General features: G+C 59.2%; 23 protein-coding genes and 1 other RNA gene. 9 read left to right on the top strand and 15 right to left on the bottom strand.

From position 1 onward, the window contains the following. Positions 1 to 22: 22 nt before the first annotated feature. From ACQZ5F_RS02385 to ACQZ5F_RS02360, 6 genes are all read right to left on the bottom strand, one after another. Positions 23 to 1,765 carry a peptidoglycan D,D-transpeptidase FtsI family protein gene (locus ACQZ5F_RS02385; RefSeq protein ID WP_046798058.1) on the bottom strand — a complete coding sequence of 581 codons (1,743 nt, stop codon included), beginning with the start codon at positions 1,763 to 1,765 and terminating at the stop codon, positions 23 to 25. Next, positions 1,765 to 2,319 carry a cell division protein FtsL gene (gene ftsL / locus ACQZ5F_RS02380; RefSeq protein WP_046798057.1) on the bottom strand — a complete coding sequence of 185 codons (555 nt, stop codon included), beginning with the start codon at positions 2,317 to 2,319 and terminating at the stop codon, positions 1,765 to 1,767. The genes ACQZ5F_RS02385 and ftsL overlap by 1 nt, the downstream gene beginning before the upstream one ends. Before the next feature lies 1 nt (position 2,320). Next, positions 2,321 to 3,346: a 16S rRNA (cytosine(1402)-N(4))-methyltransferase RsmH gene (gene rsmH, locus ACQZ5F_RS02375; RefSeq protein WP_225339123.1), complete on the bottom strand. Its 1,026-nt coding sequence runs from the start codon at positions 3,344 to 3,346 to the stop codon at positions 2,321 to 2,323. Between the two features lie 14 nt (positions 3,347 to 3,360). Then, positions 3,361 to 3,801, bottom strand: a complete 441-nt coding sequence (gene mraZ / locus ACQZ5F_RS02370) for a division/cell wall cluster transcriptional repressor MraZ (RefSeq protein WP_046798055.1) — start codon at positions 3,799 to 3,801, stop codon at positions 3,361 to 3,363. 620 nt (positions 3,802 to 4,421) lie between these two features. Beyond that, complete coding sequence (locus ACQZ5F_RS02365; protein ID WP_225339122.1) at positions 4,422 to 5,423, bottom strand: NADP-dependent oxidoreductase; 1,002 nt, start codon at positions 5,421 to 5,423, stop codon at positions 4,422 to 4,424. A gap of 50 nt (positions 5,424 to 5,473) precedes the next feature. Then, positions 5,474 to 6,289 carry an oxidoreductase gene (locus tag ACQZ5F_RS02360; RefSeq protein WP_225339121.1) on the bottom strand — a complete coding sequence of 272 codons (816 nt, stop codon included), beginning with the start codon at positions 6,287 to 6,289 and terminating at the stop codon, positions 5,474 to 5,476. 89 nt (positions 6,290 to 6,378) lie between these two features. On the opposite strand from ACQZ5F_RS02360, the gene ACQZ5F_RS02355 reads away from it, so the two are divergent. Beyond that, complete coding sequence (locus ACQZ5F_RS02355; protein WP_448731003.1) at positions 6,379 to 6,810, top strand: winged helix-turn-helix transcriptional regulator; 432 nt, start codon at positions 6,379 to 6,381, stop codon at positions 6,808 to 6,810. A gap of 75 nt (positions 6,811 to 6,885) precedes the next feature. Here ACQZ5F_RS02355 and rnpB read toward each other — a convergent pair. The 6 genes from rnpB to ACQZ5F_RS02325 all read right to left on the bottom strand — a co-directional run bounded on the left by rnpB (position 6,886) and on the right by ACQZ5F_RS02325 (position 12,238). Continuing rightward, an RNA gene (rnpB, locus tag ACQZ5F_RS02350) (RNase P RNA component class A) lies at positions 6,886 to 7,287 on the bottom strand. Between the two features lie 56 nt (positions 7,288 to 7,343). Continuing rightward, on the bottom strand, positions 7,344 to 8,534 hold the full coding sequence (locus ACQZ5F_RS02345) for an NAD(P)/FAD-dependent oxidoreductase (RefSeq protein WP_225339119.1): 1,191 nt from the start codon (positions 8,532 to 8,534) through the stop codon (positions 7,344 to 7,346). A gap of 59 nt (positions 8,535 to 8,593) precedes the next feature. Next, positions 8,594 to 9,781: an NAD(P)/FAD-dependent oxidoreductase gene (locus ACQZ5F_RS02340; RefSeq protein ID WP_225339118.1), complete on the bottom strand. Its 1,188-nt coding sequence runs from the start codon at positions 9,779 to 9,781 to the stop codon at positions 8,594 to 8,596. Positions 9,782 to 9,934: 153 nt separating this feature from the next. Continuing rightward, positions 9,935 to 10,474 carry a lytic transglycosylase domain-containing protein gene (locus ACQZ5F_RS02335; protein WP_046798048.1) on the bottom strand — a complete coding sequence of 180 codons (540 nt, stop codon included), beginning with the start codon at positions 10,472 to 10,474 and terminating at the stop codon, positions 9,935 to 9,937. 247 nt (positions 10,475 to 10,721) lie between these two features. After that, positions 10,722 to 11,501 (bottom strand): N-acetylmuramoyl-L-alanine amidase, encoded by a 780-nt coding sequence (locus ACQZ5F_RS02330; RefSeq protein ID WP_046798047.1) that lies wholly within the window; start codon positions 11,499 to 11,501, stop codon positions 10,722 to 10,724. Beyond that, positions 11,498 to 12,238: a J domain-containing protein gene (locus ACQZ5F_RS02325; protein WP_035220735.1), complete on the bottom strand. Its 741-nt coding sequence runs from the start codon at positions 12,236 to 12,238 to the stop codon at positions 11,498 to 11,500. Before ACQZ5F_RS02325 ends, ACQZ5F_RS02330 begins: the two co-directional genes overlap by 4 nt. Before the next feature lie 331 nt (positions 12,239 to 12,569). Between ACQZ5F_RS02325 and ACQZ5F_RS02320 the strand changes: the two genes are divergently transcribed. The 7 genes from ACQZ5F_RS02320 (at position 12,570) to ACQZ5F_RS02290 (ending at position 20,282) form a co-directional block, all read left to right on the top strand. Then, complete coding sequence (locus ACQZ5F_RS02320; RefSeq protein ID WP_046798429.1) at positions 12,570 to 13,781, top strand: pyrophosphate--fructose-6-phosphate 1-phosphotransferase; 1,212 nt, start codon at positions 12,570 to 12,572, stop codon at positions 13,779 to 13,781. 51 nt (positions 13,782 to 13,832) lie between these two features. After that, positions 13,833 to 14,468, top strand: a complete 636-nt coding sequence (locus ACQZ5F_RS02315) for a LysE family translocator (protein ID WP_225339116.1) — start codon at positions 13,833 to 13,835, stop codon at positions 14,466 to 14,468. Between the two features lie 125 nt (positions 14,469 to 14,593). Beyond that, a complete protein-coding gene (locus ACQZ5F_RS02310) occupies positions 14,594 to 15,676 on the top strand; it encodes a lytic transglycosylase domain-containing protein (protein WP_137084861.1) in 1,083 nt (360 codons plus the stop codon). 259 nt (positions 15,677 to 15,935) lie between these two features. Continuing rightward, positions 15,936 to 17,186: a BtaA family protein gene (locus tag ACQZ5F_RS02305; RefSeq protein ID WP_225339115.1), complete on the top strand. Its 1,251-nt coding sequence runs from the start codon at positions 15,936 to 15,938 to the stop codon at positions 17,184 to 17,186. After that, complete coding sequence (locus tag ACQZ5F_RS02300) at positions 17,183 to 17,899, top strand: class I SAM-dependent methyltransferase (RefSeq protein WP_225339114.1); 717 nt, start codon at positions 17,183 to 17,185, stop codon at positions 17,897 to 17,899. Before ACQZ5F_RS02305 ends, ACQZ5F_RS02300 begins: the two co-directional genes overlap by 4 nt. A 253-nt stretch (positions 17,900 to 18,152) precedes the next feature. Beyond that, on the top strand, positions 18,153 to 18,932 hold the full coding sequence (locus ACQZ5F_RS02295; protein ID WP_046798428.1) for a glycoside hydrolase family 25 protein: 780 nt from the start codon (positions 18,153 to 18,155) through the stop codon (positions 18,930 to 18,932). 123 nt (positions 18,933 to 19,055) lie between these two features. Next, positions 19,056 to 20,282, top strand: a complete 1,227-nt coding sequence (locus ACQZ5F_RS02290; RefSeq protein ID WP_046798042.1) for a lytic murein transglycosylase — start codon at positions 19,056 to 19,058, stop codon at positions 20,280 to 20,282. A 463-nt stretch (positions 20,283 to 20,745) separates the two neighbouring features. Here ACQZ5F_RS02290 and metF read toward each other — a convergent pair whose 3' ends face one another. The 3 genes from metF to ettA all read right to left on the bottom strand — a co-directional run bounded on the left by metF (position 20,746) and on the right by ettA (position 24,465). Next, complete coding sequence (gene metF / locus ACQZ5F_RS02285) at positions 20,746 to 21,639, bottom strand: methylenetetrahydrofolate reductase [NAD(P)H] (protein ID WP_052818025.1); 894 nt, start codon at positions 21,637 to 21,639, stop codon at positions 20,746 to 20,748. A 1-nt stretch (position 21,640) separates the two neighbouring features. Next, entirely contained in the window at positions 21,641 to 22,654 is a 1,014-nt protein-coding gene (locus ACQZ5F_RS02280; RefSeq protein ID WP_046798040.1) for an ArsR/SmtB family transcription factor, read from the bottom strand. Between the two features lie 161 nt (positions 22,655 to 22,815). Next, entirely contained in the window at positions 22,816 to 24,465 is a 1,650-nt protein-coding gene (gene ettA / locus ACQZ5F_RS02275) for an energy-dependent translational throttle protein EttA (RefSeq protein ID WP_046798039.1), read from the bottom strand. Between the two features lie 147 nt (positions 24,466 to 24,612). On the opposite strand from ettA, the gene ACQZ5F_RS02270 reads away from it, so the two are divergent. Then, entirely contained in the window at positions 24,613 to 25,563 is a 951-nt protein-coding gene (locus tag ACQZ5F_RS02270) for an alpha/beta fold hydrolase (protein WP_052818349.1), read from the top strand. Positions 25,564 to 25,643 lie beyond the last annotated feature (80 nt).

Genomic DNA, 25,643 nt, shown 5'->3' with positions numbered 1-25,643 from the left:
GGAACATCATAAGCTCTAACAATCAATAAGACACGAGCAAGGCCGAGCCATCCTTGCCGAACTTCGGCTTCACACCCAGCACTGCCGCCGTGCGGGCGATGATATCGCGCACCATCGGCGCTGCGGACGTGCCGGCGAGTGCTGCGCCATTGCCCTTGTCCGTCTTCGGTTCATCAATGAAGGTCAACACCACATATTGCGGGTCGTCGATCGGGAAAGCCGACAGGAATGCGTTGAAGTTCTTGTCGCGCACATAACGGCCATTGACGACCTTGTCCGCCGTGCCGGTCTTGCCGCCGACGTTAAAACCGTCGACGCGCGCATTGCGGCCGGACCCGTTCACGCCGTTCCATTCAAACAGGAAGCGCATGTCCTTGCTGGTGGTGGGCTTCAGAACCTGCTTTGCCACCATATCGGCCTGTTCGCGGGTGCGCGGCAGGAAGGTCGGCTCGATCAGCTTGCCGCCGTTGACGAGTGCAGCCCCGGCAACCGCCGTCTGCAGCGGTGTCGTCGAAACGCCGTGACCGAAGGAAATGGTGATGGAGTTGATCTTTTTCCATTCACGCGGCTGCGATGGCAGCGCTACCTCCGGCAATTCCGTCTGCATGCGGGTCAAAAGCCCAAGCTTCGTCAGAAACTCCTTGTGGCCTTCGGTGCCGACGGTGTCGGCGATCTTGGCCGTACCGATATTGGACGAAAACTGGAAGATTTCCGGCACCGACAAAACGCGGTTCTTGCCGTGGAAGTCCTTGATGGTGAAACCACCGATCCGGATCGGATAACGGGCGTCGAAACTGTCACCCAGACGCACACGACCCGAATCGAGGCCCATGGCGATGGTGAAGGACTTGAAGGTCGACCCCATTTCGAACGTACCGTTCGACATGCGGTTGAGCCAGCCCTCTTTCGCCCCTTCGGCCGGGTTGTTCGGATCGTAATCCGGCACCGAGGCCATGGCGAGAACTTCACCCGTATGCACGTCCAGCACCACGGCGCCAGCGCCGATTGCCTGGAACTTGGCGATCGCCGACGTTACGACTTCACGCACGATGGACTGCACGCGCAGATCGATCGAAAGCTTTACCGGTTCCAGCGGTTGATCGCTGGTCATGCCAAGCGCCGTCAGATCGGCAAGTCCCTGATTGTCGACATAACGCTCCATACCCGCCACGCCGCGATTGTCGATGTTCACATGACCGACGACATGGGCAGCCGTTGGCCCACCCGGATAGAACCGGCGTTTTTCCGGGCGGAATCCCACACCGGGAATACCGAGCGCCAGAATCTGGCTCTGCTGTTTGGGCGTCAACTGACGACGCAGCCATTGGAAACGGGAATTTGAGGTGAGCTTCTGATAGGTGCCGCGCTGATCGAGATCAGGCAGAACGGTGCGCAGCTTCTCGATCGCCTCGTCGATATCGACAATGCGATGCGGCTCGGCAAATAGAGAGACAGTGCGGATATCGGTGGCGAGAACCTCGCCGTTGCGATCGAGAAGGTCCGGGCGCGACGCCATCAGCCGGTCTGCGGGTGCGATGCTCGAAACGGTTTCTTGTTCCGCCATGCCATATTGCACTAGACGGCCGCCCACGACGCCGTAAAAAGCGACGAATCCGAAAATGATCAGGCCGACGCGGCTCTTCGCCTGCGCCGCCCTTTTCTTGCGGGCGCCCTCGAAAGCCGCATGGTCGGTATAAACGCCGGTCGTGCTGGCGGAAAAATGAGCCTTGCTCTTCAAAACCATGACGCGGGAGAGAAAAGACATCAGCGGTTCACCGATCCTGTTATCGTGTCATCCATGTCATCGGTTTCATCACCGGCAACGGCGGAGACGGCCGGAGCCGCTGGGGGACGGGAAACGCGTGCCCGCGGCGTCGGAACCGGGGCGCCATTGGCGGCGATCTGGCCGGCCGGCGGCGATTTCTTTTTGGTGGCCGCGCCAAGCGTCGCGCCCGGCTTGGAACCGTTGACGGCGGCGGCAATCACATCCTCGACGCTCATGCCTTCCGGCTCAGGCGGTTGCGGCAATTGCGAGCGCAGCATGGGCAGCTCGCGCGGCTGCGCCAATTGTGTTGGCAGCGTCGGCGAAAGACCAAGCTCGTCCTGATAGGCATTGACCAGACGATGCAGACGGTTCGGCTGCGTCAAGAGCGCCCAGTCGGCCCGCAGCAAATCGATCGTATCCTTTTCAAGCTTGATTTCGGCCTCGAGCTTGCGGACCTCTTCGAGCTTCAGATCGGCCTTGTGCTTGATCGAATAGGTGACGACGGCCGCCGCGACCATGACCCCCATCAAGATGACATCGAAAGTACGCAGCATATCAGCCTCCCATCTTTTCAAGGCTGGCGAGATCGGGAAGCTCGAAGATCGAGAAATCCGCCGCGCGCGCTGGCGCGGTCGTGCGCAGACCGGCCCGCAGCTTGGCTGAGCGGGCACGCGGATTGAGTTCCGCCTCCGCATCGCTGGCGGCGATCATCGGCTTGCCGATATTGTCGAAAATGGCGGGCTTGTCTTCGACCATCGGCAGGTGCCGGGAACCGGCGGCCTTGCCCGAACGGTCGGAGAAGAATTTCTTGACGATGCGGTCCTCCAGCGAATGAAACGTGACGACGACCAGGCGGCCTCCTGGCTTCAAGGACCGCTCCGCGGCGAAAAGCGCCTGCGCCAACTCGCCGAGTTCGTCATTGACGAAAACCCGAAGCGCCTGAAACACCCGCGTCGCAGGATGGATCTTGTCTTTCGCCTTGCGCGGCGTGACGATCTCGATGAGACCCGCAAGATCGCGCGTGGTGCGGAAGGGCTCGTCTGCCCTCCTCTTCTCGATGGCGCGGGCGATGCGGCCCGGCTGTTTTTCTTCACCGAGAAAACCGAAGATGCGGATGAGATCACCGACTTTCGCGCGATTGACGACATCCGCCGCCGAAACGCCGGAAGCGGACATGCGCATGTCGAGCGGGCCATTCTTCTGGAAGGAAAAACCGCGCTCGGCCTCGTCGATCTGCATGGAGGAAACGCCGATATCGAGAACGACGCCGTCAAGGCCGCCTTCCGGCGCGTGCCTCGCCAGATCGGAAAATTGCGATTGAATGAGGCTTAACCTGCCGCCATTGGCGGCAACCATCGCCTGACCGCCGGCTATCGCGGTTGGATCGCGGTCAAGCGCGATGACGTTGGCGCCCTGATCGAGAATGGCCTGGGTGTAACCGCCGGCACCGAAAGTGCCATCAAGGATGATCTTTCCGGATGCGGGTTCAAGCGCGGCAATGACTTCGCGAAGCAGGACAGGGATGTGACGCTGAGGTCCGCTATCGGCATCAGAAGATCGTCCGCCAGAATTCGCCGCCATTCCGTGTCCCCGTCCTATGCGGGGCGAGCAGCCGAAAAACCGCGCCCCGCTCTTGCTTCCGCCTGCGCGCCCAAAAACGCATTCGGTTGCCAAAGCTGAAAATGATCCGCCCGTCCGACGAAGGTGACCTCGGTGGATATGCCGGTAAATTCCCGCACGAAATCCGTCACCATCAACCGACCTTCCTGGTCGAGCTTCATGAAGACACCGCCGCCGTGAACCAGCAGCGACATCGCGTTCGCTTCCGGCGAGAAGGCATCCATGGATGCGATCTGCCGCTCGTAGCGCTCCAGCAAATCCGGACCGCCGACACTGATTGCCGGGAAAGCGAAATCCTGAAGGCAATAAAGCTCCTGGATACCGCGCCTCACCAGCACCGAACGAAACGGAGACGGAACCGAAACGCGCCCCTTGGCGTCGATCCTGTTCGTTACGTTCGATAAAAAGCGGTCCATTACTCAACTCGCCCAAACCGCAATCCGCCAGACGAACCATCCGCCCCACAGACAACACCGGTACGCACGACACATCGCCAAGCGCCAGGGCAACATGCCCTGCAGCAGCCCCTTGCAGGCTCCTCACTCGTTTCAGCGATTGCGGGTCAAAAACACGACCCAGTGTGGTGTGTGTTTGGGATATCATGGGACACTATGGGCGTCAATGGGAGAAGCCGGCACGATACCGACTTCGCATCGGAAATTCATAAGCCGTTAAGTTTAACGAATGGTTTACTTCGGCCGCAAAGGCGCTTTTTCACGGCACGCCAAAGCGCGGTGAGATCGACATTTTTCCGTTTTGAAACAAGGAAATGATTTCGGCGGCGCCACTTTTGATCGCCGGCCGGACGAAGGCGCCTCTTCGCCCGGCTCACGGCCTCAGCCGGAATGGACAGAAAGCCACGTCACGATTGCGCTCTGCGCCACCGGCGACGGAGATGCAGCGTCATACTTCATCGGAAACACTTCGGCAAAAGGCCTGATGGCTTCAGGGGCCGCCCGATAGGCCGGGAATCGGCCCCAAATTTGCCCGGCAATTGAACCGCAAAAGGAATTGCTGGCCCCACGGACCGGAAACGTCACTTCACCGTAATGACGACCTTACCCTTCGCACGACCGGTCTGGATATAGTCCAATGCCTCATTGGTCTTTTCGAACGGGAATATCCGATCCATCACCGGACGTATGTGGCCCGCCTCGATCAGAGCGGTAATCTTTTCAAGCTGCCCGCCATTCGCAGTCATGAAGAGAAAAGAATAGCCGATCCCCCGGCGTTTCGATTTCCTCCTGATGCCAAGGCTTAACAGGCGCATGACCTGCCGAAGCGGCCAGCCGGAGCCATTCTGCCGTGCGAAATCCGGATCGGGTGGGCCGGAAATCGAAATCAGCTTACCGCCCGGCTTCAGCACCGCAATGGATTTTTCCAGCGTGTCCTTTCCGAGGCTGTTCATCACGACATCATAACCGTGCAGCACTTTTTCGAAGTCTTCCTTCTTGTAGTCGACCACGACGTCTGCACCGAGGCTTTTTACCAGATCCACGTTGGCTGTACTCGTGGTTGTGGCCACATAAGCCCCGAGATGTTTGGCAAGCTGGATCGCGATAGTGCCCACGCCGCCGGAGCCGGCATGGATCAACACCTTCTGTCCCTTCTGCACATTGGCCCGCTCGACAAGCACCTGCCACGCGGTCAAGGCGACAAGCGGCAAGGATGCCGCCTCTTCCATGGTCAGATTATTCGGCTTCATCGCCACATCGGCCTCATCGATGGCAATATACTCGGCAAATGTCCCGATACGCGCCTGGTCCGGACGGGCATAGACCTCGTCACCGGGCTTGAATTTGCGGACATTGGCGCCGGCGCGGATCACAACACCCGCCACATCGTTGCCCAGCACCAGCGGAAGGCGGTACGGCAGGATGAGCTTGAAATCTCCGTCCCTGATCTTGTTGTCCAGAAGGTTGACGCTGGCGGCGCGGATTTCGACCAGAATGTCGTTTGCGCGCAATTCCGGCTCGGGGATTTCGCCGAGCCGCAATGCGCCGCCTTTCTTGTAGCGATCGATCAGAAATGATTTCATCGGACTAACTCTCGTTTCTGCGGCCGGCACGCGGCACCGGCAATAAAAGCTCAATCGGCAAGTCTGCTGAATTTCCGAAAGCTCCTGTCGACGAAGGACTCAGGGAGGAAGCGGCGGATGAAGCGCGCCTGCCCCGCAGCTTTTCCGGCAGTATAGCGCCGTTTCGGCGATGCCGCATTGGCAGCCTCTAGAACGACTTTTGCGACCACCTCCGGGGCATCGCCCTTTCCAATGACGTCACGCATCAGTTTCTCGGCGTCGGCGCGAACGGTATCGTAAATCGCAAGCGGCCGGTCAGGCCGCGTGATGTTCTCTTCAAAGGGGGTGCGGGTAACGCCAGGCTCGACAAGTACGATGCGGATGCCCTGCGTCCGCACTTCGTGATCAAGGGATTCCGAATAACCTTCGACGGCGTGTTTGGTCGAGGCGTAGAGCGCATTATAGGGGGCGGGAATCAGCCCAAGGATGGAACTGAGGTTGACGATACGGCCGCGACGCTGCCGCCTCATGACGGGCAGGACGGCGTTCGTCATTCTCATGACGCCGAATACGTTGACGTCGAATACGGCCTTCGCCTGCTCCGTCGTCGATTCCTCCGCACCGCCCAGCAATCCGATCCCGGCATTGTTGACGAGAAGATCGATCCTTCCCGCACGGCTCAAAACCTCGTCCACCGCGCGCCGTACGGACGCATCGTCGGTAACGTCGCAGACCAGCATCGAAATTCCATCCTCAATGTCCGGCATCGGCTTTCGGCTGGTGCCGAACACACGGTAACCGTCGCGCCGGAGCGCCTGCGCCGTAACCAGCCCGATGCCGGAGGATGCGCCCGTCACCAGGGTAATGCCGCGTTCTGTCTTGCTCATCTGCGTCCACTTTCATTTTGTTATGGAACAACAATGAGCATTGAGTTACTATCAAATCGATACAAAGTCACTACTAAAAAGATATCGACATGAAAAATCTCTCGGACCAGCCCTGCCTCATCGCCCGCAGCCTCGCCCTTGTCGGCGATGCCTGGAGCATGCTGATCATGCGCGATGCCCATGCGGGCCTCACCCGCTTTGATGATTTTCGCAAGAGCCTCGGCATCGCGCCGACGATGCTGACGGCGCGGCTTTCATCGCTGACCGAAGAGGGATTACTGGTGAAACGCCGTTATTCCGATCGTCCGCCACGCTACGAATATATGTTGACGGAAGCCGGCCGCGATTTTCTGCCGGTGCTGTTTGCAATTGGCGCATGGGGAAACAAGCATCGCAGCGGCGGTGAGGTAACCCGTTTTTTCGACGCTGAGACCGGAACGGAAATCGATCCCGTCACCATAGACCGCGTGACCGGCGCCCCGGTCGGAACCCGTCCCATCCGTATCGAGAAACCCGAGTGAGCACGCGTCGCAGAAAGTGATCACCACCGCAAATGCTCCGGATTAGCAGCGGAGCATCGCACACAGGCAGGAAAATTCGCCAGTTGGCCTGTAAGCCGGGTTCTGTATGGCTCCGGTTTGACCCGGAACGTGGCAGCCATTCATCTGGGACGGCATTTGCATGCCGCCTCGCGCAACCCACCCGGATGACGGACCCGGAAACCGGCTGTAAACGGGCTTTCGCCCGTCCCGTGTCATCCCTATTCGGTCTTGCTCCCGGTGGGGTTTACCTTGCCACCACTGTCACCAGCGGCGCGGTGGGCTCTTACCCCACCCTTTCACCCTTACCATGCAAGGCATGGCGGTTTGCTCTCTGTGGCACTTTCCCTGGGGTCACCCCCGCCGGACGTTATCCGGCACCGTATTTCCGTGGAGCCCGGACTTTCCTCACCTTACCGTCTTTCGACATTGGTAAAGCGCGGCTGCCCGGCCAACTGGCATGGGCTGCATAACCATGTTCTGGAGCGAAAGCCACCGAAAAGCGCAATCAAGGATCAAAGAAATGCGGGCGTGAAATCCGTCGTGAAAGCACCGTCGGCGATTTCTCCATCCCGCAGCAGTGCGGCACCCAGCCGCCCGATCTCATCGGAACTCTTGGCCGCGGTTCCATTGCCGCCGGTCAGAACCGCGATACGCGGCGAGGCGGTAAAGCCGATAGCGGGATAACCGCTCCGCGTTTTGGAGACGACGCAGGCGGCCATCGAAACACGCGAAAGATCGACGGCAGGTACCAGCGTTCCGACGATCGCCGACAGGTGATCACGCACGCTTTCACGTCCGCCGGACCGGAACCATTCCCGGATTTCCGGATCGCTGCCAACCGCCTTGTCGTCGGGATCACCACCGATTTTGAGATAGAATTTGCCATCGGGATACCGCACGGGCGGCAGAAGATAGATATGTTTCGTGGTGTCGTGCGGCTCGTAGATCAGCGACGGCATAGCCGCATATTGCCCAAGATCTGCTTCATCAACCTCGAAGAAAGCGATGGTCCGCGCATAGACATTGAGTTCGACAGGCTTCGGCAGCAAATCTTTCGTAATCGAGAAACCACCGGCCGCCACCAGCACCCGATCTGCGGTATAAACCGCCCCCGAAGCCGTCTGCACCGAAGCGCGGCCATCCTCTTCCCGCGTCGAGACGACGATATCGTCGATCAGCTTAACACCGGCCTTTTCCGCCAGAATGGCCTGCGCCTTCACCAGCCCACGCGGGTTGACGTAACCGGCATTGTCCCTTTCGAACACGCCTTCACAGCCCGGTTCGAAGGAAAAATAGGGAAACCGGCTTTTCAGGCTTTCGCCATCCAGCAATTCCGTTGCAACACCGAGCCGCGTCGCCGCTTTGCGAACATCATCGATAAAGGGATTATCCCCGCCCCGCTGAGGCCCCACCATCAGGCAACCGACCGGCGCGTAAAATTCCACGCCGCTTCTCGCGGCAATATCGGCATAACGCGCAATCGAGCGGTTGGCGAGCAGCGCCCAGTCGGCATCACCATCGATGGTGCGGGTAATCCGCGCTTCATCATAGTGACTGGCGAAAACGCCATGATGTGATTTGATATCGGCGGGTTCACCGGGGCCGATCAGCGCCACGCCATCCACCGTTTCGGCCAGATGTCGGGCAGCGGCGGCACCCATCATGCCGCGACCCACGACGATATAGTTGAAATGTCCCGACATGCCGCCCTCTTCATTCACCCAGTTCGATAGCAACCTTGTAGCCGCTTCGCAGAGGCATGTCAGACGAAAACCGGCGACATTTCGGCCGCGAACTCATCCTCGGTCAGTTGACCGTTCAAAAGCAGCATTGCGCCCAGCCGTCCGATCTCGTCCGAAGACTTGGCGGAGACGAAATTGCCGCCGGTCAGAACTGCGATATTGGAGGATTGCGTATAGCCGATATAGGGATAACCACTGCGGGTAATCGATGCGACACAGGAGCCGGAGGTCACGGGGCAGCCGGCAAGTTCGGGCATCAGCGACAGGGCCTTCCTCGTCAGGAATTCCACCTCGCCCGGCGTGCCGTCGGAATGGAACCAGTCCACCGCCTCGGCCAGTGTCTCGAGCCTGCCCTTCTCGCTTTCGCCGCCGATCTTCAGATAGACCTTGCCATCGGGATAGCGTACCGGCGGCAGGATGTAGACGATGTCGTCCTCCGTCTCCGCCAGCACGATGGTTGACGGCATGGCGCCGAACAGCGCTTGCCTTGTCTCATCGAGCTCGAAAAATACGATGGTGCGACCGGTGGCCGCCATATCGACCGGCGAAGGCAACAGCTCAGCCATATTGGTGAAACCACCCGCGGCCACGATGACCTTTTCAGCGGTGTGAACAGCACCTTCCCGCGTTACCACCTCGACGCCATGCGAGGTATCGCGAATATGCGCCGCGGTCTCACGCACCAAATGCGCGCCCTGCGCCCCGGCAATCGAGCACTGCGCCCTCACCAACGCGCGGGGATTGATGTGGCCGGCATTACGGGCCTCGAAGCAACCACCGTGATCGGCAGGCAGCGAGAACATCGGAAACCGGCCAGCCAGCGCGTCAGCGCCGAGCGTTTCCACACCAAGACCGAGACGGTCGGCAGAGGAAAGCGCCCGCGACATATAATCTCCGGCAAGCCCCTTGCCGTTTCCGGTAAACAGGCAGCCCGCTTCGCTGAAGAAACCGATGCCGCTTTTGGCCTCAATCTCCGCATAACGGCGGATGGAACGTTGCGCCAGTTCCGCCCAGACCGGATCGCCGTCAAACCCACGGGTAATGCGCGCTTCGTCGTAGTGGCTCGAAAATACGCCTTTGTGGGTCTTGCGATCGGCGGGCTCGGCGGGCCCAATCAACGCCACACCATCCGTTTGCGCCGAAAGGTGCCGCGCCGCGGCCGCACCCATCATCCCGGCCCCGACCACGATATATTTGAAATCCGGCATGACATGCTCCGTATCAGATTTATTCCTGACTACAGCATGCCCGCGCGAACCGGAATCGCTTTTCGCAAAAGCTTGGGGCGTTGTCGGATTTCCGGGCGGAAAAACCGGTTCCGCTTTACCAGGAAATGCTTCCTGAAAAGATACGCAAAAACCTCAGCTGGCCAGCAACGCCTGCACCTTGCCGCAATAACGCTTGGACACCGGGTTCATTCGTGTGGCGCCATGGCCGGCATTATAACGCAGGATCGTGCTGCAGACCTGCCCGCCGCCAAGCTGGTGGGCGGTCGCCAGATATTGCATGCCCCAGCGAATATTGGTCTCGGGATCGTAGAGCGCCTTTGTCGTGCCGCGAAAGCCCATCATGCGCGCCGTTGCCGGCTTGATCTGCATCAGCCCGACCTCGCCTGCGCTGCCGCGAGCCTTGGGGTTGAACCTGCTTTCCACCGAAACCACGGCATGCGCCAGATTGGTGGGAACGCCATAACGCTTGGCATATTTGACGATCAGATCGGAATAGTCGTTCTTCAGCGACGCAGGCAGACTCTTTTCCGGAATGGGATAACCGGGCTTGCGGAAGAAGGTCTCCAGCGTCACCGTTTTGGTCTTGACGTCCTCGTCTTTGGCAAAAGCAATCCCCGCCTGTGAAGCGAGCATAACAACACCCGCCGCAACAGCAACAACAACCCTGTTCATATGTAGAAAAAGTCTCCAGATCGGATGACTGAACCAATGAAGCGACACAAATATTCAGCGCCCGGAAAGTCGATCGCGACCTTCCGCAGTCCAGTCTCCTTGATTGATATTGACGGTTGGTTCCCCTGAAGAACGACACCGCATGCAGTGCTGTTCTTAAACTTCCTCAATGCGGATTAACTGTGGCACATCAAAAAAAGCGACTTGAACGCCCGGAAAACAGGGAACTATTTTCCAGAATTCGCGTTTAAGCGGCCGAAAATTTCGGCAGGCTGGCAATCAACCGGTGAAGCGTGTCGATGGTGGAAAAATCCGCGATGCCATCCACCAGAGCCGGACGGAAATGCCGCTGGAAGGCAGCAACGGCGCCTTCGGTCTTTTCGCAATAAGCGCCTGTTATTTCAACGCCATATCCATAAATGGACAGCATCGACTGAAGTGCTTCCACCGGCTGCCCATGGTCGCCGCGCTGGAAAAAGCGCCCGCCGCGGATCGGCGCAGGCTCCACCCAGTGACCGACACCGTTCTGCGACAGGATGTCCCACGGGAATTTTTCGCCCGGATCGACCTTGCGGATAGGCGCTACGTCCGAGTGGGCAAGCACCCGTTCAGGCGCGATATTCCAGCGCTGGCCGCAATCGCGACACAATTCGATGACGGCGTCGACCTGTTTCTTCGGGAATTCCGGCAAACCGCCGGGGTGGCCCTGATTGGCGATTTCGATGCCGATGGAGCGGGAATTGATGTCCTGATCCCCTGCCCAGGTGCTTTTGCCCGCATGCCAGGCGCGGCGGGTTTCCGGCACCATCTGGATGACGCGGCCGTCCTCGAAAACGAAATAATGGCTGGAGACCTGGCTTTCGGGATTGCAGAGCCACGACAGCGCGCCGTCCGCCGTCGTCATGCCGGTATAATGCAGAAGAATGATATCGGGGCCGACCACATCAAGTCTTTCGCCATGGTTAGGCGACGGCGCAACGGCTGCGCCCGGAAAATCCGGGGTAAAATCCGGCAGACATTCACTCATGCGACGCGGCGTTCTTTCTCGATGGCCGCATAGGCGGCATTGAGAGCCGCCATACGCTCATTGGCGGCAGCATGCAATTCCATAGGCACGCCGCGTGCAATGAGCTTGTCGGGATGGTGTTCGGCAACCAGCGAACGGTAACGCTTGCGAATATCCAGAAAGTCGTCCGAGGGCGAAACGCCAAGCACACGATAAGGATCGCGCCCGTCCATATGGACATGCCGCGCCATGATCGTTTCGAAGTGGTCTTCGGTGATATGGAATATCTCAGCGATACGGCCAAGGAAGGCCAGTTCCCGCTCGTGGATCAGCCCATCGGCCTTGGCAATATGGAACAGTCCGTCGATGACGCTTTCCAGCATCTCGCAATTATCGTGCCCGGAACCGCAGAGACCGGCAAGGCGCTCGGCATAGGCCTCGTATCCGGCAACGTCCTGACGCGCGAGATTGTAAAGACGGGCAACGTTTCGCGCTTCTTCTTCGGGAAAATCGAAGATTTGCCGGAAGGCGCGCACCTCGGCATCGTTGACGACGCCGTCAGCCTTCGCCATCTTGGCGGAGAGCGCGATAATCGCGACGGAAAAGGAAACCTTGCGCCGCGTCTCCGGGTCCCCTTCAAAGAGGGTGCGGATGGCTTCAACCACGCGTCCAAGCGCACCGCCTGCCGCGTCGCCGATTGCGCCGAGCAGCCGCTCCCACAGGGATGAAATTTGCAGACAGGCAAAATCGAACATCATGCCGTCAAGCATGACGGGATATTGCCGTGAATGCAATATGTCCGGCAGTGCTGCGGCATTAACTTTTATTCATCTTTGCGACAGTTTTGCTTCAGGAACAAGAAGGGGGCAAACGGCACGGCCGGGGTTTTCCACAGGTGACGCAAGCGGACACAGGCAGTTGGTGGCCTCGATGCGGATTGAAACGATTATATTCCGTCAGTTTCCTCAAGCCGCTGAAAAGCCGCGAGAAATCGGCGTTTTTCTTGATAAATTCACTTTACACCTACACGCGGCTGTCGCATCCATTTGCCAGACATGTCTTTGAGTTTATGTAAAAAGGAGAGCCATGATGGCCAAACAGAAAGTCGCAATGCTGACCGCGGGTGGCCTTGCGCCCTGTCTCTCTTCCGCCGTCGGCGGCCTGATCGAGCGCTATAGCGACATTGCGCCTGAGATCGACATCGTGGCCTATCGCTCCGGTTATCAGGGCGTTCTTCTGGGCGATCGCATCGAGATCACCAGCGACATGCGTGAAAAGGCCCCGTTGCTGCACCGATACGGCGGCTCGCCGATCGGCAACAGCCGCGTCAAGCTCACCAACGCCGCCGACTGCGCCAAGCGCGGACTGGTGAAAGAGGGCGACAATCCGCTTCGCGTCGCCGCCGAACGGCTGGCCGCTGACGGCATCACCATTCTCCACACCATCGGCGGCGACGATACCAATACGACGGCCGCCGACCTCGCCGCCTATCTCGGCGCCAACGGCTATAACCTCACCGTCGTCGGCCTGCCGAAGACCGTGGACAATGACGTGGTGCCGATCAAGCAGTCTCTCGGCGCATGGACAGCTGCCGAAGTTGGCGCGTCCTTCTTCGACAATGTCAGCAACGAACAGAGCGCTGCGCCGAAGACCTTCGTGATCCATGAAGTGATGGGCCGCCATTGCGGCTGGCTGACGGCGGCAACCGCGCGCGCCTATATCCAGAAGACCAGCGGCAATGAGTATGTCGAAGGCCTGATGATGAACACGCAGATGAAGAATATCGACGGCATCTACCTGCCGGAAATGGCCTTCGACATCGAAGCGGAAGCCGAACGCCTGAAGGCGATCATGGACAGACACGGCTACGTCACACTGTTCGTTTCCGAAGGTGCCGGCCTTGATTCCATCGTTGCCGAACGGGAATCGTCTGGCGAAGCCGTCAAGCGCGACGCCTTCGGCCACGTGAAGATCGACACCATCAATGTCGGTGGCTGGTTCCAGAAGCAATTCGCCGGCCTCATCGGCGCCGAGCGCTCCATGGTGCAGAAGTCGGGCTATTTCGCCCGGTCCGCGCCCGCCAATGGCGATGATCTGCGGCTCATCCAGGGCATGGTCGATCTCGCCGTCGAAAGCGCGCTCAACAAGGTCTCCGGCGTCACCGGCCATGATGAAGATCAGAACGGCAAATTGCGGACGATCGAGTTTCCGCGTATCAAGGGCGGAAAGCATTTCGACCTTTCTGCAAAATGGTTTACCGAAGTGATGGAACACGTCGGTCAACCGTTCACAGCGGCCTAATTTTACGATAGGCTAATTAATGCGGTGACAGGGAGGGCAAGGAGGAAAAGAATGTCTGGACAGGCCTGGCTGATTTTTTGTGCAGCATGTGCCGTTGTGTTCGCACTTCCCTCTCCCCTTGTATTCTCTGTCGCCTCTTATGCCGCCATCCGCGGCAAAAAGACCATCTTCGCCTCCGTCAGCGGCGGGGCGCTCGGCGTCGTCACGGCCATGACGATTTCGGCCATTCCGGTGGCCGCTCTGGCCTATCTGCCGCAATCCTTCCTGGGCATAGTGCAATGGGCCGGCATCGGCTGGCTGATGCTGTTCCTGTTGTGGACTTTTGCGACACCCGCCGCACAGGCGGCCAATGCCGATAACGACAATCTGCCGGGCAAATCATGGAGCGGCATTTTCCGCGATTCTTATGCAATTGCCGCGTTGCGCCCGCGCTACTTCACATTCTTTCTGGCGCTGTTGCCGCAATTCATTTCCACCTCCGGCAACGCCGTGGAAACGCTGGCGGTGGCGCAGGCCGCAATCCTGCTTTTAGCGCTTGCCGTTCTCACCGCACAGGCGCTGTTTGCCGGCTCAACGCTGGCGCTGGTGCGCCGCATGTCGGGCGAGAAGAAAATCCGGCCAAAATACCGCACCCACTTCATTTCCGGCCGCGCCGTCAGCGCCGGTTACAGGCGCATCGCAGCCTGAAAAACCGGGATGCCACGTCCCGGCTTGCCGCTATCCTTACAATAGGTTAATGAAGGCTCGACGGGACACTGCCTGCTTCGCTTGACGCGGGGGTATCGAGAGACAGGCATAACGAAGGCGGCAACATGCGAAATTCGGGCAAATTCCGCGGAAGAAGTGCACTTCTTCTGTCTTCCACCGTGGGTCTGGCATTGGCATTAAGCGGCTGTACCAGCGTCGAATATACCGCGAAGGAAGGTCCGAACGGCCCGAAAATCGCAACAGTCAACCCCGCTACGGCACCCGCCCAGGCATCGACGCAGACGGCAGCAGCCGAAACGGTACCCGGCGCAACAGCCGCCGCACCGGCGACCCAGACCGCTGATGCGGCAACCTCTTCCCAGCCTGCAGCACTTCCCACCGCAGTCGCCGTCAAGGGCGGACGCGTGGCCCTGCCGCCGGCCTCTGAAATCGCAGCGGCAGCCGCCATTAGCGCGCAGATGCAACCGCAGCAGAATGAAGTCGCTCAGGCGACGGTGATGACATCCGCGCCGACCACGGTCGCGGCCCTCGCACCGACAGGCGTCACTCCGGCAGCAGCCGCGATTGCTACCGCTGGCTCAGCGGCACAGCCGACCATCCACAATGCCGCAGCCGATCTGCCGCAGGTCGTTGCCGTAAAGGGCAGCTTCCCGCCCGCACCGCCACCGCCCGGTTCGCCTTCCATCGGCACTGAACTGACGGCGGAACGAAAAGTCATTCCGTTGCCGAAGCCGGACAGCACGGTTCTTGCCTACGCCTCTGGCCCCACCAACGCCGCCCTTGCCGCCATCCGACAGAACGAAGCGATGACGACGCCGCTCAAAGCAGCGCCCGCCGGGCGCGAGAAGCTGAGCGGACTGATTTCCAAATATGCCGTCATGTATAATGTGCCGGAAGATCTGGTTCACCGCGTTGTGCAGCGTGAAAGCATGTACAATCCCGGCGCCTATAACAGCGGCAACTTCGGCCTGATGCAGATCAGGCACGCCACGGCCCGCTCCATGGGCTTCGATGGCCCTGCCTCTGGCCTGTTTGATGCTGAAACCAACCTCAAATACGCCGTCAAATATCTGAGCGGCGCATGGGTGGTGGCCGACAACAACCGCGACAACGCGGTCCGTCTTTATGCCCGCGGTTATTATTACGACGCCAAGCGCAAGGGCATGCTGCACGTTCTGCGGAAGTAATAGCCTCCGGCTGCATTGGGAATGCCGTCTGAATTCGTTCGGCTTCTCGAGACCGGTGACAAAAGCGCCTGAAATTTTCTCTCCGTCATTCTCAGGCTTGACCCGAGGATGACGTCGCGTGTGACGAGGTTTCGTTCGCAACTTAGACGCCGATGGTTTCCCACAGTCTCTTTGATTCGTTGCTTTCACCCACAGCCCCTGTCATCAAACTGTAGCGTCACGGCTGTAGACGCCTCTCAATCGACTGAGAGGTGAACATATGACGAGTGCGGCACCCAAGACCGGCTTCAGCAAAAACACGAAACTGAAGTCCGCATTGCTACAGCACAAGGCACTCTCGAAAAGCGGCCTTTCAGAAAGGTTCTTCGGAGTTCTTTTTTCCGGTCTCGTTTATCCGCAAATCTGGGAAGACCCGGAAATCGACATGGAAGCGATGGAGCTTGGCGAAGGCCACCGGGTCGTCACCATCGGTTCGGGCGGCTGCAACATGCTGGCCTATCTCTCCCGCAACCCTGCCAGCATCGATGTGGTGGATTTGAACCCGCATCACATTGCCCTCAACAAGTTGAAGCTCGCCGCCTTCCGTCACCTGCCCGCCCATCAGGACGTCGTGCGTCACTTCGGCCGCGCCAATACGCGCAGCAACAGTCATGGTTATGACCGTTTCATCGCCGACCATCTCGACGATACGACCAAGGCCTACTGGTCGAAGCGTACCCTCTCCGGCCGCCGCCGCATCTCAGTGTTCGACCGGAACATCTATCGCACCGGCCTGCTTGGCCGTTTCATCGGCGCCGGCCATTTGATGGCGCGCCTGCACGGCGTAAAACTCACCGAAATGGCCAAGACCCGCACGCTGGACGAACAACGCCAGTTTTTCGACAGCAAGGTCGCCCCCCTGTTCGACAAGCCGGTGGTGCGCTGGCTGACGAAGCGCAAAAGCTCTCTGTTCGGCCTCGGTATTCCGCCCCGTCAATATGATGAGCTGGCGAGCCTTTCCTCTAACGGCACAGTTGCCGCCGTGCTCAAGGAACGGCTGGAAAAGCTTGCCTGCAACTTCCCGCTCAGCGACAATTATTTCGCCTGGCAGGCCTTTGCGCGCCGTTATCCCGAGCCACATGAAGGCGCCCTGCCCGCCTATTTGAAGCCGGAATATTACGAGACGATCCGTAATAATACGGCCCGCGTCGCCGTGCACCACGCCACCTATACCGAGCTTCTTTCCAAAAAGCCGGCAAGCGGCGTTGATCGCTACATTCTCCTCGACGCGCAGGATTGGATGACGGACGGGCAACTCAACGAATTGTGGTCGCAGATCAGTCGCACAGCCGCTCCCGGCGCACGCGTCATCTTCCGCACCGCCGCCGAAAAGAGTGTTATCGAAGGCAGGCTCTCCACCGACATTCGCAACCAGTGGGTCTATCTCGAAGAGCGCTCGCAAGAGCTGAACGCCATGGATCGATCGGCCATTTATGGCGGTTTCCATATCTACCAGAGGGTTATGGCATGAAAACCATTGGCGAGAATGTGGGCCTTGCAGACAGCGCGCATGCGGGCCTGATGGACCGCATGTATCGCCACCAGCGGCATATCTACGATATCACCCGCAAATATTACCTTCTGGGCCGCGACAGGACCATTTCCGGCCTCGATGTGCCCGATGGCGGCACGCTGCTGGAAGTTGGCTGTGGCACCGGCCGTAACCTGCTTTTGGCCAGCCGGAAGTTTCCGCAGGCAAAACTCTTCGGCCTCGATATCTCATCTGAAATGCTGCTGACCGCGTCGGAAAATTTCGCCGGCAAGGCGGAGCGCCCCATTCTGCGCGTGGCCGATGCCACTGCCTTTCGCACCGCTGAATTCGGCCAACCCGACGGTTTCGATCGCGTCATGATCCCCTATGCGCTGTCGATGATACCGGAATGGGAAAAGGCGATCGAACAGGCGCTCACGGCGCTCAAACCGGGCGGTTCCCTGCATATTGTCGATTTTGGCCAGCAGGAACAATTACCGAAGTGGTTCCGCACCCTTCTGCAGGCGTGGCTCACCCGTTTCCACGTCACGCCGCGCGCCAATCTTCGTTATGTTCTGGCCAATATGGCTGGCCGCTTTGACGGTAATCTTGAATTTGAAGAGATCGCCCGCGGTTACGCGTGGCGGGCCGTCATCACGCTTCCGGTCGCCGAAGTGCAGCCGAAAATCAGCCGGATGCTGGCGGACGCCTGATTCTCGAAAAAGATTCCGGCGCCTCCGCAGGAACAGGGGTTCGCTGCCAACACGCGGCGTACCACTTGCGAATCCTTGCCGTTATTCCCGCCGCCGCGCCACAAATCGCTTCAAATCCAGCGACTTGCGATGTCGAAAAGGGCCATTGCCCCTTGCCATATCAATTTGTTTACCATGTTATGGGTAAATCGGGAGATGCGCCGCGCCATGTTGCGGCTGCGGGATGGGCAACAACACTTTCATCAGGGTTCCAATGCGGCTGCGTTTTTCGGCACTATTGTCGGCTTTGCTCTTGATCGGCGGCTGCACGTCCACGAGTTACGACCTGCTTGAAACCGCATCCGTTTCCAAGCCGAAATTCGCCGATACCGACCCACAGGATTTCGGCATGAACAACCCGCATCGCCACGAGGTGCACGGTATCGACGTGTCCAAATGGAATGGCGATGTCGACTGGCAGACCGTGCGCAAGTCAGGTGTGTCCTTCGTCTTCATCAAGGCGACGGAAGGATCGGACCGCATCGATCCGAAATTCGGCGACCATTGGCGCAGCGCCGCAGCGGCGGATATCCTCCACGCGCCCTATCATTTCTATTATTTCTGCTCGACGGCCGATGCTCAGGCCGACTGGTTCATTCGCAACGTGCCGAAGGAAGCCGTCACCCTGCCGCCGGTTCTCGACGTCGAATGGAACCCCGCCTCCCCCACCTGCAAGACAAGGCCCGCACCCGGCATCGTCCGCGCCGAGATGCAGCGTTTCATGGATCGCCTCGAAGCCCATTACGGCAAGCGCCCGATTATCTACACCTCTGTTGATTTCCACCGCGACAATCTCGTTGGCCAGTTCAAGAATTACCATTTCTGGGTGCGCTCCGTCGCAGCCCATCCGGCCAAGATCTACGAAGAACGCCAATGGGCCTTCTGGCAATATACGGCAACCGGCGTTGTGCCCGGCGTAAACGGCCCGACCGATATCAATGTTTTTGCCGGCAGTGAGAAAAACTGGCGGAAATGGGTCGCTTCCGCCAAATAAACACGGCCAAGAAGCAACACATTCGAAAAAACCGCGTTCTCACCTGTCGTCTGGCTGCGAGACCCGTTTTTTTGTCGCAAACATATGGGTAAAGCGGGCCTACAACCCATTGAGGAAATTCCCATGTCTACCTTCCGGTCGCGCAGCATCATTTTTGCCGCCGCTTTGTCGCTTCTTTCCACTGGCTCCGCCCTTGCCACGCCGCCCGTTGCCTCGCCTGACGATCCCAAGCAGGTCGCCTGCGGCGGTGATCTCGGCGCATTTCTCGAGGGCGTGAAAGCCGATGCGCTGGCCAAGGGCATTCCGGCCGACGCGATCCAGAAGGCGCTTGCCGGCGCGCAGATCGACCCGAAAGTGCTTTCGCGTGACCGTGCACAGGGCGTCTTCCGCCAGACCTTCCTGGAATTCTCCCAGCGCACCGTCAGCCAGGCCCGTCTCGATATCGGCCGCAGGAAGCTGCAGGAGCTCTCCTCCACCTTCGCCCGCGCCGAAAGTGAATACGGCGTACCGGCTGGCGTCATCGCCGCGTTCTGGGCCATGGAAACCGACTTCGGTGCCGTTCAGGGTGATTTCAACACCCGCAATGCACTGGTGACCCTCTCGCATGATTGCCGCCGCCCGGAACTTTTCCGTCCGCAGCTGCTGGCGCTCATTGAAATGGTCCAGCATGGCGATCTCGACCCCGCCGCCAATACCGGCGCATGGGCCGGTGAAATCGGCCAGGTGCAGATGCTGCCCAAGGACATCATCGCCTTCGGTGTTGATGGTGACGGCAACGGCCACATCAACGTCAAGGATAGCGCCCCGGATGCCATCCTGACCGCTGCAAAATTCATCCAGCATCTCGGCTTCAAGAAGGGCGAGCCGTGGATTCAGGAAGTCTCCCTGCCGGAAAACCTGCCATGGGAAAAATCCGGCCTCGGCGGTCCGCTCACCGCCGGTGAATGGTTCGCGCTTGGCGTGACGCCGCGTGACGGCAACAAAAACTTCGCTTCCCTGCCCGCAGCCCTCATAATGCCGCAGGGCCGCAAGGGTCCGACCTTCATCACCTATCCGAATTTCAACATCTATCTGGAATGGAACCAGTCGTTCATCTACACGACTTCGGCGGCCTATTTCGCTACCCGCCTGATGGGTTCGCCCGTCTACAATAAGGGCAATCCCGAGCCGGGCTTTGATGATGCGACGATGAAGCAACTTCAGACCAAGCTTGAGGCACGCGGACACAATGTCGGCAAGGTCGATGGCATCCTGGGTTCCGGCACCCGTGTCGCCATCCAGAAGGAACAGCAGCGCCTCGGCATGCCCGCGGATGGCTGGCCGTCGGCGGCTCTTCTGCAGGCGCTTTAAGCAATCTTAACGGCGCCGTCAGGCCTTTAATCTGTCCGCCGGAATCAAGGCGAAATCGTTAATCTCGACTGGATGACTGGGGATAACACCCCGGTCATTTACTTTTTTTAAACATATGAAGCACTGCGTGAAAGAGAAATAATCTTTTATTTTCAGATAATTACAGAATCTTCTTTTTTATGTCGCCTCAAAGCGTGCTGCACTGCATCACAGAAACCGCTTTTCAACTGCCACAAAACGGTCATATTATCGAACCTGTCAACAACAGGAGGCACCCATGGGACTTACAAAATCTCTCAATGCCTTGGCAGTCGGTTTGGCGTTTTTGTTCGTAGCGATGATGCTTTTCATCTGACGAGACGTGAAGACCAAACGCAGATAAGAACCGTAGATGACACGAATTTAAAAAGCGCAGATCCTTTCGGGTCTGCGCTTTTTTCATGTCGAAAATAGAGTTTTTAAATCAGGCCGCGCTGCGGCGCAGGCGTTCCAGCCCGAGATTTTCAAGCACCGCATTGACTAGCGGCGCGCGGTTCATGGTGTAGAGGTGGAACTCGTTCACGCCGCGCCGCTGCAGATCCGCGATCTGCTCTGCGGCAACCTCGGCGGCAACGCGGGCGCGCCCTTCGAGGTCATCGTCATAACCTTCGAAACGCTCATCCAGAAAACCGGGAACGCTGGTGCCGCAACGGCCGGCGAAACGCTTCAGCTGGGTCAGGTTCTGGATCGGCATGATGCCCGGCACCACCGGAATGGTGATGCCCGCCGCCGTCACCCGCTCCATATAACGCTCGAACACATCATTATCGAAGAAGAACTGGGTCAGCGCACGGGTGGCGCCATTATCCGCCTTGCGCTTCAGCATGTCGATATCAACAGCCTCGCTTGCGCTTTCCGGATGTTTTTCCGGATAGGCCGAAACGGAAACCTCGAAATCGCCGATCTCGCGCAGGCCCTTCACCAGAGCGGCGGCGTTTTCGTAACCTTCCGGATGCGGCTTGTATGCAGTGCCGATGCCGGTCGAGGGATCGCCGCGCAGCGCCACGAAATGGCGAACGCCGGCATTGCGAAACTCTTCGACAACCTGATGCACATCGTCACGGCTCGCATCCACGCAGGTCAGATGCGCGGCTGTCGGCAGATGGCTGTCGCCGATCATACGGCGCACAGCATCCAGCGTCGGCGCCTTGGTGGATCCGCCCGCGCCATAGGTGACGGACACGAAATCCGGGTTCCATTTTTTCAGCTCGGCAACCGTTTCCCAGAGATGGGTCTCCATCTCGGCATTCTTGGGCGGGAAAAACTCGAAAGATAACCGGATATCGCCATCGTGGCGCGCGGTTTCCGACCTCAACATATCATGCCCTCCGGGAGCCAAGTAAAACCGCCTCTTGCACCACATCGTCTGCCATCAGCAGCCGTTGGTCGCGGGCAACCCATATCGTCACGTCCAGAGCTTCGTCGGACGCTTTTTCAGAATGAAGATCAACGGCGCGGTCGGGCTCAAGCCCGGCCTTTTTCAGCCATTCTTCCATAAGCGGATGCGAAAAACCGAGCCGCACATGCGCGTGCTCGTCGCGCAGATATTCGAAGGAATGCGGCGCCAGATCGATGACGATCAGCCGCCCACCCGGTCGCAGCATGCGTGCTGCCTCGGAAAGCGCGATTTCCGGCTGGTCGAGAAAATGCAGAACCTGATGGATGACGATCAGATCGAAATCCTGTCCTTCCAGCGGCAGGTTGAGAATATCGCCATGGCGGACGGACGCATTGACCACACCCGCCTTGTCGAGGTTGGCGCGCGCCACCGAAAGCATGTCGCGGCTGGCATCCACCCCGATCGCACGGCGATAGACGCCGCTCAGAAGCTGGAGGATGCGGCCAGTGCCCGTGCCGAGATCAAGCAGCGAATCGACGGGCGTGGTGCCAACCAGCGTCAGCAGCGCGCCTTCCACGGCCTCGTCGCTCACATGCAGGCGGCGCAGCTCGTCCCAGGCGGAAGCATTGCGGCTGAAATAATCCTGTGCACGTTCCGCCCGCACCCGCTTGACGGTGGCAAGCCGCTCGCTGTCACGCTGGAGAACGGCGTCGGAGGGCGATGCAGCGCCAAGCAGCTGCCTGATGACAACGGCGGGCTCACCATCCTGCCGCAGACGAAAATAGGCCCAGGCGCCTTCCTGATAACGCTCGATCAACCCCTCTTCCGTCAAAAGCTTGAGATGACGGGAGATGCGCGGCTGCGACTGGCCGAGAATTTCGGTAAGATCGGTAACCGTCAGATCGCCGGCAGCCAGAAGCGCCAGCAGCCGAAAGCGCGTCGGTTCACCCGCCGCCTTCAGGAGATCCACCAATTTGTCCAAACCGAACGCCACGTCTGCCGCACCTCGCAAGCTAATCAACATATAAAGATATCTTTATGTCGATGTGGCGATCGATGCAAGCGCAAACTGTGCTGCACCTCCATCAAGTCCACTTATTACACGAGAAAAGGCCCGCTTTGCGGCGGGCCTTTTTGAAGAGATATGGAGAGGGATCAGCGCGTCAGGCGCTTGTAGCTCACCCGGCCGGGCTTGATGCTTTCCGGGCCGAGACGGCGGACCTTGTCCTTTTCGTAGTCTTCGAAGTTGCCTTCGAACCATTCCACATGGCTGTCACCCTCGAAAGCGAGGATGTGGGTGGCCAGGCGGTCGAGGAACATGCGGTCGTGGCTGATGATAACGGCGCAACCGGCAAAGGCTTCCAGCGCTTCTTCAAGCGCTGCCAGCGTTTCCGTATCAAGGTCGTTGGTCGGTTCGTCGAGCAACAGCACGTTGCCGCCGGCCTTCAGCATCTTGGCGAGGTGAACGCGGTTGCGCTGACCACCCGAGAGATTGCCGACCTTCTGCTGCTGATCGCCGCCCTTGAAGTTGAAGGCGCCGCAATAGGCGCGCGAATTCACTTCGAACTTGCCGAGCTTGATGATGTCGTTGCCGCCGGAGATTTCCTCCCAGACGGTCTTGTCACCCGCCAGCGTATCGCGGCTCTGGTCGACATAGCCCAGCTGTACCGTTTCACCGACAGTTACCGAACCGCTATCGGGCTGTTCCTGACCGGTGATCATGCGAAACAGGGTGGTCTTGCCCGCACCGTTCGGACCGATGACGCCGACAATACCGCCCGGAGGCAGCTTGAAGGTGAGGTTTTCGATCAGCACCCGGTCACCATAGGACTTGGTGAGGTTTTCCGCTTCGATAACGACACGGCCCAGACGCTCGGCGACCGGAATGACGATCTGCGCGTCGCCGGGACGACGGTTTTCAGCGGCTTCCACCAACTCGTCATAAGCGCGGATACGCGCCTTGGACTTCGTCTGGCGAGCCTTGGGGCTGGAAGCGATCCACTCCTGTTCGCGGCTGATAGCCTTCTGACGCGAGGCGTCTTCGCGGGCTTCCTGCTGCATGCGCTTGGCTTTCGCCTGCAGGTAAGCGGAATAGTTGCCTTCGTAAGGAATGCCGCGGCCACGGTCCAGCTCGAGAATCCAGCCGGTCACGTTGTCGAGGAAGTAGCGATCGTGGGTGATCATCATCACGGCGCCCGGATAGTCGCGCAGGTGCTTTTCCAGCCACGCGATGGTTTCGGCGTCAAGATGGTTGGTCGGTTCGTCGAGCAGCAGCAGGTCGGGCTGCGAAAGCAGCAGCTTGCAAAGCGCCACGCGGCGGCGCTCACCACCCGAAAGGCCGGTCACGGGTGAATCGCCGGGCGGGCAACGCAGCGCGTCCATGGCCATTTCGACCTGATTTTCCAGATCCCACAGGTTCTGGCTGTCGATCATGTCCTGAAGTTTCGCACCCTCATCCGCCGTTTCGTCGGAATAGTTCATCATCAGTTCGTTGTAGCGGTCGACGATTGCCGTCTTGCTCGCCACGCCTTCCATGACGTTCTCCATCACGGTCTTGTTTTCGTCGAGCTTCGGCTCCTGTTCGAGATAACCGAGCGTCGCGCCTTCGGCGAGCCAGGCTTCACCGGTATATTCCTTGTCGAGACCGGCCATGATCTTCAAAACGGTCGACTTACCGGCGCCATTCGGGCCGAGGATACCGATCTTGGCATCAGGGTAGAAGGAGAGATGGACGTTCTCCAGAACCTTCTTCGCGCCATAGGACTTGTTCAGCCCAGCCATGTGATAGATGAATTGACGTGCCATTGTAGCGAATGCTCCACATCGGAATTTTAAGAGTACGTATCGGGAAATTTGCCGCTATGTAGGGTAAATAGGACCGTGGGGCAACCTCTGGCACGATTATGACCCCATGATTATGACAAGCTGCGTGATGATACGATGGGTACGATGATGAATGAGACGACGGACGACTCCGCCTTCAGCCGGATTGAAAGGCTGGACGCTCCCTCCGGCGCATCCATTGCCTTTCGCCACCAGCCCTCCGCTCTTTCTCCGGCGCGCGGCGTATTGATGGTTTGCCACGGGCTGGTGGACCATGCGGGCCGTTATCGTCGGCTTGCGGATGTGATGTCGAAGCAGGGCTTCGAGGTCTACGCCCACGACCATCGCGGCCATGGCCGCACGAAGGCTGCGGACGCGCCTCTCGGTCGCTTCGCTTGGAAGGACGGAGCAGGCAAGGTCGTCGCCGATGTCATGGCGATACGTCGGATGGTCGGCGAAAGGCACCCCGGCCTGCCGGTGGTCCTGTTCGGCCATTCCATGGGCGGCCTGGTGGCGCTCAACACCGCCGTCAGCCACCCGGATGCCTTTGATGGCCTCTCCATCTGGAATTCCAACCTCAATCCCGGCCTCATGGGCCGCGTCGCGCAGGTTCTGCTGCGGCTGGAAAAGATGCTGAAAGGCTCGGACGTGCCAAGCGCCATTCTGCCGAAAGCGACTTTCCGCGTCTGGAACGCCAGAATGCCGGAAAAACGCACCCATGCGGACTGGCTGAGCCACGACAAGGCGGCGGTGGACGCCTATGCGGAGGATCCGCTGTGCCAGTTCGAGGCCAGCGTCTCCCTCTGGCAGGATGTTTTCGAACTCTCCTATCGCGGCCCGAAACTCATGGAGCGCCTGCCGAAAACCCTGCCGATCCTTTTGATCAGCGGCGATCAGGACGCCGCCACCAACAACGGCAAGGAAATCGTCTGGCTTGCGGAGCGCTTTCGCGAGGCGGGCTTCAGCCATGTCGAGCATACGATCTACCGGGGCATGCGGCACGAGACCCTGAACGAAATCGGCTGGCAGGCCGTCGCGGCGGATTTCGCCGCCTGGTGCAGCCGCGTCGTCGGCGACTGAGGAGCCTTTGCCGAAACGGAATAAGTCCATGAGATAAAATCACATGCGGCAGGGCAAGCAGCGGTCTATAAACCGGCAGG

The sequence above is a fragment of the Agrobacterium sp. 22-210-1 genome (genome assembly GCF_053522525.1).
This window is presented reverse-complemented; position numbering and strand designations above follow the sequence as displayed.